Consider the following 11,790-nt stretch of genomic DNA (forward strand, 5'->3'; position numbering starts at 1 on the left):
GGGCGCCCAGCTGGGCTCAGGCATGGCCCAGGGTCCTCACGGCAGCCGTGCCGGCCCGGATGAGGTGGCCCGCCACGGCCTCGATCTCCTCGCGAGACGCCCCCGGCGGCACGGTGGCGACCAGGGCGCCGAGGGCGCTCCTCTGACCGTCGACGAGGGGCACCGCCACGTGGCCGGGTGGTCCGAACGGTTGGCCCTCGACCACGAGCCAGGACGCCGCCGCCCACTGGTCCCGCGAAGCCTCCGCTACGGCTCGCTGCTGCTCCGAGCAGGACTCGAGGATCGCCTTCCACTCGTCGTCGCTCGCGCGGGCCCCCAACAGCCGGCCGGTCGCGGTCGTCAAGGCCTGCGGCACGGTGTGCGGCTCCCGGTAGAGGCCGGCATCGGGACCGTCGACCCGGTCGACCGTCACGACGGCAGAGCGCACCAGGGTCTGCACGACGATGGTCGACCGGACGAGGTCGCGCAGCTGGGAGAGGAAAGGGGCGAGCGCCCCCAGGATGGGCAACCGCGCAAGGTAGCGATGCGAGAGGCGGACCAGCTCGGGGCCGAGGCTGTAGCGCGACGACCGCGGGTCCTGCTCGACGAGGTCCGCGAGGACGAGCGAGCGCAGGAGCCGGTGGACCGTGGGGACCGACATGCCCGACCGCTCTGCCAGGTCTGTCAGCTGCTGGTAGGCCGGGCCCTCCCCGAGCAGCTCGAGAAGGGTGACGGCGTTGCGGACCGTGCCGAGGCTCCCCCTCGAGTCCCGCTCCCCGAGCTCCGTCGACGGCAACGCGTCTCCTCTTTCACCAGTCCCGGTGGATCGCACTCCGATCCGAAAAGCGACTGTAACTGCGTGGATAACGATTTCACAAGAAGGGCTTGCCTTTCCAGATAGTGGAAACATAGTCTCCACCTGTCCAGCCGCCAACGAAGGAGGGGACCCAGCGTGACCACCGGTCTGACCAGGGCTTACCAGCACTCGCTGAACTCCTCGACCGTCCCGCCCGGCCAGCCAGCGCTCGAGGTCAAGGACGTCGGCCTCCGGTTCGGCGGGGTGCACGCCCTCCAGGAGGTCGGGTTCACCGTCACCCAGGGCCACATCCACGCCGTCATCGGCCCCAACGGCGCCGGCAAGTCGAGCCTGCTCAACTGCGTCAGCGGGCTCTACCACCCGCAGCACGGCAGCATCGTGCTCCACACCGGGGCCGAGGGCACCTCGCACGAGCTCACCAAGCTGGCGCCGCACCGGATCGCGCGGCTCGGCGTCGCCCGGTCGTTCCAGAACATCGAGCTGTTCTCGCACCTCACGGTCCTCGAGAACCTCATGCTCGGGCGCCACATCCACATGCGCAAGAGCGTCGCGGCGTCCCTGCTGTGGTTCGGGCCGGCCCGGCGTCAGGAGATCGAGCACCGGGCGCTCGTCGAGGAGGTCATCGACCTGCTCTCGCTGCAGCCGTTCCGCCACAAGCCCGTCGGCTCGCTCGCCTACGGCATCCAGAAGCGCGTCGAGCTCGGCCGGGCCCTGTGCCTCCAGCCCGCTCTGCTCCTCCTCGACGAGCCGATGGCCGGGATGAACGCCGAGGAGAAGGAGGACATGGCCCGCTACGTCCTCGACGTCCACGAGCTCGCTGGGGTCACGGTCGTGCTCATCGAGCACGACATGGCCGTCGTCATGGACATCTCGAACCGCGTCAGCGTCCTTGACTTCGGTCGCCTCATCGCCGACGGAACACCCGACGAGGTCAAGGCCAACCCCAGGGTCGTCGAGGCCTACCTCGGCGCGGAGGAGCACTGATGACCAACGACGACACACAGGGGACTACGCCGCCCGTGAACCCCGAGACGAGCCGCTTGGACACCCACGGCGTCGCACCCCCCGTGGACGCCGGTACGACGCGGGTGGTCGAGAAGCCGGCCCAGGGTCCGGTCACCACGGGCGAGACGTTCCCCCGGCTGCTCGCCCGGCTCGCCGTGGAGCGCGTCGACGGGACGGCTCTGCAGGAGAAGCGCTACGGCATCTGGCAGCCCCTCACCTGGGCTCAGTACTGGTCCCGCGTCCGCGACTTCGCCCACGGCCTCGCGAGCCTCGGCGTCCGGCGCGGTGACGTGGTCGCGGTCATCGGCGACAACCGGCCCGAGTGGCTCATCGCCGAGCTGGCCACGCAGAGCATCGGGGCTGCCGTCGTCGGGATCTACCCGACGAGCATCGGCGAGGAGCTGCAGCACATCCTCTCCGTGGCCGCCGTCCGGGTCGTCATCGCCGAGGATCAGGAGCAGGTCGACAAGCTGATCCGACTCCGCGCGGAGGCCGCCGGTCGCGAGGGCGACCCGCTCCGCGTCGAGACCGTCATCTACTACGACCCGCACGGCCTCGAGGAGTACACCGAGCCGTGGCTGCTCGACTTCACCGAGGTAGAAGCCACCGGCCGGCAGTGGTCCGAGGGCCACCAGGGCTGGCTCGACGAGCAGGTCGCGGCCGGCCGGGAGTCCGACGTCGCCGTCATCTGCACGACCTCAGGAACGACGAGCAAACCCAAGCTCGCCGAGCTCTCCCACGCCAACCTGCTCGCCATGGCGGAGCACCTGACGTCTGTCGACCCGATCCGGGCCAAGGACCGCTACGTCTCCTTCCTGCCCTTCGCCTGGATCGGCGAGCAGATGCTCGCGGTTGCCTGCGGCCTCTCGCGCGGCCTGACCCTCTCCTTCCCCGAGGACAGCGCGACGCAGAAGACCGACCTCCGGGAGATCGGCCCCAACGTCATGTTCTCGCCGCCGCGGATCTGGGAGTCCATGCTCTCGGAGGTCCAGGTGCGGATCGACGAGGCGGGGTGGCTCAAGCGCAAGATCTTCGGCTGGGGCTACGCCATCGGTGACACGGTCGCCGAGCGACGGATCCAGGGCCGCAGCGTCGGCACCCTGGCCGCGCTCCACTGGCTGGCCGACCAGGTGTCCCTCCGACCGGTGCGCGACCAGCTCGGCCTGGCCCGGATCGACCACGCCTACACCGGTGGTGCGCCGCTCGGGCCGGACGTCTTCCGGTTCTTCCATGCGATCGGCGTCAACCTCAAGCAGATCTACGGTCAGACGGAGATCTGCGGCATCGCCGTCGTGCACCGCGATGACGACATCGCGTTCTCCTCAGTCGGCACCCCCATCCCGGGCACCGAGCTGCGGATCAGCGACGACGGCGAGATCCTCCTCCGGTCCGCATCGGTGTTCCGTGGCTACCACCGCAACCCCGACGCGACTGCCGAGACTGTCGACGGGGAGGGCTGGCTCCACACCGGCGACGCCGGTTACATCGACGACGCGGGTCACCTCGTCGTCATCGACCGGGCCAAGGACGTCCTCACGACCAAGGACGGCACGCGCTTCTCCAGCGCCTTCATCGAGAACAAGATCAAGTTCTCGCCCTACGTCGAGGAGGCGGTCGTCTTCCCGACCGACACCGGCATGACGGCGATGATCACCATCGACCCGCAGACCACCGGGTCGTGGGCCGAGCACGAGCGCCTCAGCTACACGACGTACACCGACCTGGCCGCCAAGCAGGAGGTCCGGGACCTCATCTCGGAGGAGATCGTCCGGGCCAACGAGGACCTTCCCGAGAGCATCCGGATCGACCGCTTCGTCCTGCTGCACAAGCAGTTCGACCCCGACGACGACGAGATCACGCGGACCCGCAAGGTCCGGCGCAACGTCATCTCCGAGCGCTACGGGGAGATCATCTCCGCGCTCGCCGAGGGACGCGACGACGTCACCATCCACAGCACCGTCACCTACCAGGACGGCAGCCGGGTGGGGCGCAGGATCGTCCTTCGCATCGTCGACCTTTCCACGTTCCGGATTCCCGAGGGCCGGGGCCGCCGACCCGTCTGGAGCGGACGCGCATGAACACCTTCATCTCCCTGACCGTCTACGGCCTGTCGGACGGCGCCCTCCTCGCGCTCGCGGCGCTGGGCTTCGTCCTCATCTACAAGGCCACCCGAGTCATCAACTTCGCCCAGGGCGAGTTCCTGCTCGTCGGTGCCTACATGTTCTACACGGCGTTCGTCATCCTGCAGCTGCCGCTCGTGGCCGCCGTCCTCTTCGGCGTCATCGTCGCGATCATCCTCGGTGTCGTCGTCGAGCGGTTCATCCTGCGACCGCTCATCGGCGAGTCCGCCATCAGCGTCATCATGGTCACGATCGGTCTCTCCTCCGTCCTCAAGGCGGTCATCCAGATCTTCTTCGGCACGGCGCCCCGCGACGCGCCGAAGATCCTGCCGACGGGCAACATCGAGCTCCTCGGCGCCACCGTGCCGCTCAACCGGCTCATCGTCATCGGCATCGCGGCCGTCGTCCTCGTCGTCTTCGCCGCGTTCTTCCAGCGCAGCCGCCACGGCGTTGCCATGCGGGCCGTCGCGGACGACCAGCAGGCCGCGCTGACCATGGGCATCTCCGTCCGGCGCGTCTTCTCCCTCGCCTGGGTGCTCGCGGCCGTCAGCGCGCTCATCGCCGGCGTCCTCCTCGCCGACCTGTCCGCGGTCAGCCAGAACATCGCGGCGTTCGGCCTCATCGTCTTCCCCGTCGTCATCCTCGGAGGCCTGGACTCGATCCCGGGCACCATCGTCGGCGGCCTGACGATCGGGTTGCTCAAGCAGTACGTCTCCGGCTACGCCGATCCCGGTCTGGCGGAGGTCGTCCCCTACCTCGTGCTCGTCGCGATCCTCATCGTGCGGCCATACGGGATCTTCGGCGAGACACGGATCGAGAGGGTCTGACGCATGTCCACTGCCACCGCAACCGGCATCCACCACCGGTCGTATGCCGCCGAGCTGCGCCTGCGCCACACCAAGGCGGAGTACTTCCGGCTCGCCCTCGTGGTCGCGCTCCTGCTGCTCGCGCCGTCGATCCTCGACAACTACTGGCTCTCCATCGCCAACACGATCCTCATCGCGGTCATCGGCGCCGTCGGCCTCAACATCCTCGTCGGCTTCACCGGGCAGATCTCGCTCGGCCAGGGCGGCTTCCTCGCGGTCGGTGCCTACACCTCGGCGATCCTGTCCGAGCGGTCCGGCCTGCCGGTTCCGCTCAGCATCGCGATCGCCGTGGTCCTCACCGCCGCGGTCGGAGCGTTCTTCGGGCTGCCGGCCCTGCGGCTCAAGGGCCTCTACCTGGCGATCGCCACGCTGGCGTCGCAGGAGATCATCATGTTCGTCGTCCGGCGGTGGGAGTTCCTCACGGAGGGCCAAGGCTTCATCGAGGTCTCCCGCCTCAGCGTCCTCGGCTTCGAGATCGAGCGGCGCACCTTCGAGCAGCAGTGGTACTGGCTCCTGCTCGCGATCACCATCGCGGTCGTCTTCATCGCCCGCAACCTCTTCCGGACGACGGTCGGCCGCAGCTTCATGGCGGTCCGCGACCAGGACATTGCCGCCGAGGCCATCGGCGTCAACATCACACGGGCAAAGGTCACCGCCTTCGCCGTGTCGAGCGGCTTCGTCGGCCTCGCCGGCGCCCTCACCGCCCACTACACCGAGACCGTGACGTGGGAGCGCTTCACGCTCGACGTGTCCATCCTCTACCTGGCGATGATCATCGTCGGCGGCCTCGGCAGCATCGCCGGCGCCGTCTACGGTGCGATCTTCATGGGGCTGCTCCCGCCCCTGCTGACCGAGCTGGTCGACTCGCTCTCGGGCACCCTGCCCGCGCTGTCCGACCAGCTCCCGGCAATCCGCAACGCCGTCTTCGGCCTCGCGATCATCGTCTTCCTGATCTTCGAGCCACGCGGTCTCGACCGCATCTGGAGCCGCCTCAAGGACTACATCCGGTTCTGGCCCTTCCGCTACTAGCGACCCGACGACCCGACCCGACGACCCGACCTGACGAACCGACCAGGCACCCGGCGAGCCCACCCCGCAGACCGAGCCCAGCGGCATACGACCCAAGAAAACGACAGCAGCAGCAACCCGCCATCCCGGCGATCGATGAATGGAGAAACCATGAAGTTGCGCACCCGACTCGCGACGGTCATACCGTCAGCCGTCGCGATCATCGCCCTCGCGGCCTGCGGCGGCGGAGGCGACGACGGCGACGCCGGTGCCGGCAGCGGCGACGGCGACACCACGCCGATCAAGATCGGCATCATCGCGGACCTGACCGGCGCCACCGGCGACGTCGGCACCCCGTACAACAAGGGGATGATGGCCTACATCGACGACATCAATGCCAAGGGCGGGATCTCCGGCCGCAAGATCGAGGCGATGGCCAACGACTACGCCTACAAGGTGCCGGCCGCCGAGGAGCTCTACAAGAAGTACGTCAACGAGGGCGCGGTCGCCATCCAGGGCTGGGGCACGGGTGACACCGAGGCCATGCGCAGCAAGATCTCCGCGGACGAGCTGCCCTTCATGTCCGCCTCCTACGCCGAGCCGCTGACCGACCCGAAGGAGTCTCCGTACAACTTCGTCGTCGCGCCGACGTACTCCGACCAGATGCGCGTCGCGCTCAACTGGATCGCCGAGGACGCGGGCGGCCACGCCGAGGTCGCGGTGTTCCACCACGACAGCCCGTTCGGCACGGCCCCGGTGGCCGACGGCCAGGCCTGGGTCCAGGAGAAGGGCCTCGACCTCGGCTACAAGTCCTACCCGATGCCGGCCACGCCGAACCAGGTCGGCCTGCTCACGCAGGCCAAGGCGCAGGGCGCGAAGTACATCGTCATCCAGAACGTCTCGTCGCCCGCGGCCCAGGTCGCCAAGGACATCAAGGGCCAGGGCCTGGACATGAAGATCGTCTGCCTCAACTGGTGCTCGGACGAGCTGTTCATCACCACGGCCGGCGCCGACAACGCCGAGGGCCACATCCTCGTCTCGCCGATCGCGCCGCCCACGGCGATGAAGCCGGGCCACGAGCCGATCGACACCTACCTCAAGTCCAAGGGCAGCTCGCTCGAGACGGAGGGCCTGCACTACGCGCAAGGTTGGTACACCATGCACGTCATGGCCGAGGGCATCGAGAAGGCCATCGCCGACGGCGACGAGCTGACCGGTGAGGCCATCAAGAACGCGCTCGAGACCATGCCGGCCGTCGACACCGGCGGAGTCCTCGGCTCCGGCCAGGTCAAGTTCTCGGCCGACTCGCACCGCGGCACCACCGGAACCGGCATCTACGAGGTGAAGGCCGGCCAGATGGCCGAGCTCGCCGCCAACCAGACGCCGGAGTCATGAGCTCGACCCACGTGAGCGGAGAGGTGGCCGGCGCGGGTACGCCCGGGTCGGCCACCACCGACCTGCTCACGGTCAACAACGTCGAGGTCATCTACGACGACGTCATCCTCGTGCTCCGCGGGCTCTCGCTCGCGGTGCCCGAGGGCAAGATCGTGGCACTGCTCGGATCCAACGGTGCCGGCAAGTCGACGACCCTGAAGGCCGTCTCGGGCCTGCTGCCGACCGAGCACGGTGAGGTCACCGACGGGTCGATCCTCTTCAACGGCAGGAACATCACCCAGCTCGACGCCGCCGAGCGGGTCAAGCTGGGCCTGTCGCTCTGCATGGAGGGGCGCCACGTCTTCGAGCACCTCACCGTCGAGGAGAACCTCATCTCCGGTGCCTACTTCCGCGGGCGCATCGACACCAAGGGTGACCTCGACGACGTCTATGGCCTGCTGCCCAAGCTCGGCGACATGCGGGCACGCGTGGCGGGCTACCTCTCGGGCGGCGAGCAGCAGATGCTCGCGATCGGGCGGGCCCTCATGGCCAAGCCCAAGCTGCTCATGCTCGACGAGCCGTCCCTGGGGTTGGCACCGCTGCTGGTGAAGGAGATCTTCGCCTTCATCAAGCGGGTCAACGAGGAGATGGGCCTCACCGTCCTCGTCATCGAGCAGAACGCCCGGCGCGCCCTCGAGGTCGCCGACCACGGCTACATCATGGAGCAGGGCCGGATCGTTCTCGAAGGCGGCGCCCAGGAGCTGCAGGACAACCCGGACGTCAAGGAGTTCTACCTCGGCCTCGGCGAGTCCGGTGGGCGCAAGAGCTTCCGAGACGTCAAGCACTACAAGCGCCGCAAGCGCTGGCTCTGAGAGGAGCGTCCATTGTCGGTCGATCGTTCACGCACGCTCACCGCGACAGTCGAGGCGTATGCCGCTGAGCTCGCCCCCGCTGTCGGCGACGTCGTGCGCCGGGCTGCGTCAGCTGTGCCCGCCTTCGCCCAGCGGGTGAAGGCGGCGGGATTGTCGGTCGACCAGCTGGCTTCCGGAGAGGTGGCCGGGTTGCCCGTCCTGACCAAGGACGACGTCCTCGCGCAGCAGCAGACGGAACCGCCCTTCGGCGGGATGCTTGCCGAAGGCGCAGCGGTGCGGCGGGTCTTCCAGTCGCCCGGGCCGATCTACGAGCCGGAGCTCGACATCGTGGATCCGTGGCGTTGGGCACCCGCCCTGACGGCTGCCGGGATCGGTGCTGGCGACGTGGTGCTCAACTGCTTCGGTTACCACCTCTCCCCGGCGGGTGCGATGTTCGAGGAGGGCTGTCGCGCTGTCGGGGCGGCGGTCGTGCCCGGCGGGATCGGGAACCAGGACCTGCAGGCCCGCGCCATCGCGGACCTCGGTGTGACCGCCTATGTCGGTCTGCCGAGCTACCTCAAGGCGCTCGTCGACCGGTTCGACGAGCTCGGGCTCGACGCCGACAGGTGGCGGCTGGACAAGGCGCTGGTCACCGCCGAGCCTCTGCCGGACTCGCTCCGGTCCTTGCTCCAGAAGCGGGTGCCCACCGTGCTGATGTCGTACGGCACCGCCGAGGTCGGACTCATCGGCTACGAGACGTCGCCCGGGAGCGGGCTGGTGCCGGCGCCGGGAGTGCTGGTCGAGGTCTGCGACCTGTCCTCGGGCGGACCGGTGGCGGAGGGCGAGGGCCAAGTCGTCGTCACCCTCCTGCGACCCGAGTACCCGCTCATCCGGTTCGGCACCGGTGACCTGTCGGCGTGGACCGCGGGAGCGGACGGGTCTGCGCGCCTCGCTGGTGTGCTCGGCCGGGTCGGTGAGGCGGTCAAGGTCAAGGGCATGTTCCTCCACCCGCGCCAGGCGGCGTCCGTGATGAACGGGCTGGAAGGCGTTTCCGCCTGGCGCTTCGTCATCGACCGGGTGGATCACAAGGACGAGCTGGCCTGCGAGATCGTCCTCGGCACGGCGGGGGGCACGCCCGAGGAGGTCGTCGAGCGCGTGCGGTCTGCGGTGCGGTCGGGGCTCCGCTTCGCTGCGGAGGTCCGTACCGTCGAGGCGCTCCCGGACGACGAGGCGGGCCGCATCGTCGATGCCCGTCGCTGGGACTGACCATCCCTCCCTCGTCTGAGGTGAACGCGCCGCCGGAACCTCGGCGCGTAGCAGGCACACCGACGGAACCTCGGCGCGCCTTCTTGCGTTAGCTCAAACTGTCCTCAGTCGCCGGCGGGGTTGAACCCGGCGCGGCGCGCGGCCTCTTCGTTGAAGAACCACACGTCGGGCTCCCCGCTGTCGTAGCCGGTGCCGCCGGGGGCGACGAACGTGTTCGACTCCCGGTACCCCTTGACCGCGTGACCGAGCGGCTGCGCCCCGTCCTCCAAGGGAGCCGCGGATCCCATCCCGTAACCGCCGTCCCGCACCTCCTCGAAACCCGAGATCCGGCGCTCGCGCGCAGGACCTTCGTCGGTTGCTGCGGGCTCCTCCGCTGCCTCTGGTTGTGTGGCTGCCTCTGGTTGCATGGCTGGCTCTGGTTGCATGGCTGCCTCTGGTTGCATGGCTGCCTCTGGTTCCGTGGCAGCCTTTGGTTCCGTGGCAGCCTTTGGTTGTATGGCTGCCTCTGGCTCCGTGGCTGCCTCCGGTTCATCGAGCGGCGGCACCTCGGACCCGGACGGCTCGGGAACCGGCTCGACGTCGAGAGGGACATCCCGGCCGAACGGCCGCTGCGAACGCTCCGCCACGGTTTCGCCGCTGGGGGCCGCCGCCGTGGAACCCGGAGCCGCTGCGGCCATCGCTCCCGGAGCGGCTCCGTCTGCAAGTTCCGTTGCTTCTGTCGCCCCGGAGGACCCGTTGTCGCCCTCATCGGTCCCCGTTGAGTCGTCGAGGAGTGGCGCTGCCTCCGAATGCTCGACGGGCCCCGGGTTCTCGACGACATGCGACGCTTCGGCTGGGTCTTCGGCGTGTCCGGCTGGGGCAGCGGGTCCCTGGGCCGCGCCGCTGCCAGAGCCGCTGCCAGAGCCGCTGCCGGAGCCGGTGCGGGTCCCGGCATCGGCCGCCAGGTCCGTGGACCACGGCTGCCCGCGATGATCACCCGGGTCGTCGCCCGGAGTGCCGCCACCGACGAGCACGTCGTCGGTGTCCTCGAGCGCGGGGACCGACACCTGCTCGCCTCCGGTCTCGCCGGCCTGAACAGCTTCCCCACGGGCCTCGCCGCGAGCGGCTGTGGCCCCGACGCCACCGCCCTCGGAACGGACGACAGATGACTCGTCGTCGGCAGGTCCGTTGATCCAGTCAGCCGCCTCTGACTCCTCGGCCGCCGAGGCGTCGATCTCTTCCTGCTCCACGTCCTCCACCGGGCCATTCACCCAGTCGGCGTCATCGCTGGCCATTACATCGTCCTCTCGCGAGTCGCTCGTGGTCGCTGGACCGGTACCCGCTGCGGCTCGCCCTGCAACAGCGGTCCCGGCTCCGGCCACGGCCCCGCCGGCCCCGTCGGCGCCGGCAGCGGCCGGCGACGTGGCTGGCGACGTGGCAACGTCCTCCTCCGGGCCGTTGATCCAGTCCTCGGCCGCCGTGTCCTCTGCTGACGACGCCTTGAGATCCTCGTCGTCGACGTCCTCGACCGGCCCATTGACCCAGTCGGCATCCTCAGCTGCGGCAGCGACTGACTCTCCTTCAGGGAGCGCCGAATCCGCAGTGATTGACCCCGCGAAGGGGTTCTCCGCGTCGGCCAGGTCCGGCTCGTCGTCCTCGTCGGCGAAGGGCTGCGGCCCGCCAACCCGACCAGCCGCTGCGTTCGCCATCGCGGCGCCGGCCAACGATACGCCGGCGGCGACCGATCCGGGCGCCCCACCCGGCCGGCCGAACGCGCCCCGCTCCTCAGGCTCCGACACTTGGGGAGCCGTCCGCTCGGGCGCCGTCTGCTCGCGTGCCGCCGTCTCCCCCGCCGCCGTCTCGGGGTCCGCCTTCTTGGGCTCCGCCGCGGGGTCCCGCTTCTCTGCCTGCGAGTCTTGGGGCTGGTCGAGCCGTCGCCCTGAACGATCGACCCGATGGCCCTCCTCGTCCGTGCGTACGTCTGGATCCAGCCGGTCCGCTTCGCGCTCCATGGCCTCACGTTCCCGAGCAGCCGCTTCGGCATCGGTCCGGTGCTTCTCGGCATGACGCTCCAGTCGAGCTGCCTCGGCGGCCTTCTCCTCAGCCTCAGCGCGCGCGTCCTGCGCGATCTCTGCGGTCACAGAGGCTCGATCCTCGGCGTCCTTGATCTCGGGCAGTCGCTCCTCCACTCGGGACCGAAGCGCTGCCGCGTCGGCCCGCTGTCGGTCCTCGATTCTCCGGCGTCGCGACGCCGAGACGAGGAACCAGACGATGAGTGCGACGACGACCAACCCGATGACGATCCAGAGGATCATCTGCGTGGTGTCCGACATGACAACCTCTCCAAGGTCTGAGGACGGGGATAAACCACTCCGAACCTACTGGCGCCGGCCCCGTCAGGGCGGGATGACACCGCTGCTGCGTCCTCGCCGCCGTCCTGCCGCTCGTCCTCGCCCGCTGCCGCTCGTCCTCGCCCGCTGCCGCTCGTACTCGCCCGCTGGTGATCGCCCTTTCGACACGCGCTG

The 11,790-nt window shown here is 69.3% G+C and carries 9 protein-coding genes; 7 read left to right on the forward strand and 2 right to left on the reverse strand.

Annotation, left to right across the window (positions count from 1 at the left end):
• Positions 1–16: 16 nt before the first annotated feature.
• Positions 17–775 (reverse strand): IclR family transcriptional regulator, encoded by a 759-nt coding sequence (locus VJN29_RS06870; protein WP_324142876.1) that lies wholly within the window; start codon positions 773–775, stop codon positions 17–19.
• 156 nt (positions 776–931) lie between these two features.
• On the opposite strand from VJN29_RS06870, the gene VJN29_RS06875 reads away from it, so the two are divergent.
• The 7 genes from VJN29_RS06875 (at position 932) to VJN29_RS06905 (ending at position 9,286) form a co-directional block, all read left to right on the forward strand.
• Positions 932–1,780 (forward strand): ABC transporter ATP-binding protein, encoded by an 849-nt coding sequence (locus VJN29_RS06875; RefSeq protein WP_324142877.1) that lies wholly within the window; start codon positions 932–934, stop codon positions 1,778–1,780.
• Entirely contained in the window at positions 1,780–3,879 is a 2,100-nt protein-coding gene (locus VJN29_RS06880; RefSeq protein WP_324142878.1) for an AMP-binding protein, read from the forward strand. The genes VJN29_RS06875 and VJN29_RS06880 overlap by 1 nt, the downstream gene beginning before the upstream one ends.
• Positions 3,876–4,748, forward strand: a complete 873-nt coding sequence (locus VJN29_RS06885) for a branched-chain amino acid ABC transporter permease (protein ID WP_324142879.1) — start codon at positions 3,876–3,878, stop codon at positions 4,746–4,748. The genes VJN29_RS06880 and VJN29_RS06885 overlap by 4 nt, the downstream gene beginning before the upstream one ends.
• A gap of 3 nt (positions 4,749–4,751) precedes the next feature.
• A complete protein-coding gene (locus VJN29_RS06890) occupies positions 4,752–5,816 on the forward strand; it encodes a branched-chain amino acid ABC transporter permease (protein WP_324142880.1) in 1,065 nt (354 codons plus the stop codon).
• A 150-nt stretch (positions 5,817–5,966) separates the two neighbouring features.
• On the forward strand, positions 5,967–7,190 hold the full coding sequence (locus VJN29_RS06895; RefSeq protein ID WP_324142881.1) for an ABC transporter substrate-binding protein: 1,224 nt from the start codon (positions 5,967–5,969) through the stop codon (positions 7,188–7,190).
• On the forward strand, positions 7,187–8,041 hold the full coding sequence (locus VJN29_RS06900; RefSeq protein WP_324142882.1) for an ABC transporter ATP-binding protein: 855 nt from the start codon (positions 7,187–7,189) through the stop codon (positions 8,039–8,041). The genes VJN29_RS06895 and VJN29_RS06900 overlap by 4 nt, the downstream gene beginning before the upstream one ends.
• A gap of 12 nt (positions 8,042–8,053) precedes the next feature.
• On the forward strand, positions 8,054–9,286 hold the full coding sequence (locus VJN29_RS06905) for a phenylacetate--CoA ligase family protein (RefSeq protein ID WP_324142883.1): 1,233 nt from the start codon (positions 8,054–8,056) through the stop codon (positions 9,284–9,286).
• Positions 9,287–9,390: 104 nt separating this feature from the next.
• On the opposite strand, the gene VJN29_RS06910 is transcribed toward VJN29_RS06905, so the two are convergent.
• The gene (locus VJN29_RS06910) at positions 9,391–11,598 is read right to left on the reverse strand and encodes a hypothetical protein (RefSeq protein ID WP_324142884.1); all 2,208 of its coding nucleotides are present in this window, start codon (positions 11,596–11,598) and stop codon (positions 9,391–9,393) included.
• Positions 11,599–11,790: the final 192 nt, after the last annotated feature.

The organism is Intrasporangium sp., from assembly GCF_035280925.1.
GTDB lineage: Bacteria > Actinomycetota > Actinomycetes > Actinomycetales > Dermatophilaceae > Intrasporangium.

What these genes read in the sequence shown, in the direction of transcription:
- VJN29_RS06880 (WP_324142878.1), top strand. Translation starts at nt 1,780, where the DNA reads ATGACCAACGACGACACACAGGGGACTACGCCGCCCGTGAACCCCGAG.
- VJN29_RS06885 (WP_324142879.1), top strand. Translation starts at nt 3,876, where the DNA reads ATGAACACCTTCATCTCCCTGACCGTCTACGGCCTGTCGGACGGCGCC.
- VJN29_RS06890 (WP_324142880.1), top strand. Translation starts at nt 4,752, where the DNA reads ATGTCCACTGCCACCGCAACCGGCATCCACCACCGGTCGTATGCCGCC.
- VJN29_RS06895 (WP_324142881.1), top strand. Translation starts at nt 5,967, where the DNA reads ATGAAGTTGCGCACCCGACTCGCGACGGTCATACCGTCAGCCGTCGCG.
- VJN29_RS06900 (WP_324142882.1), top strand. Translation starts at nt 7,187, where the DNA reads ATGAGCTCGACCCACGTGAGCGGAGAGGTGGCCGGCGCGGGTACGCCC.
- VJN29_RS06910 (WP_324142884.1), bottom strand. Translation starts at nt 11,598, where the DNA reads ATGTCGGACACCACGCAGATGATCCTCTGGATCGTCATCGGGTTGGTC.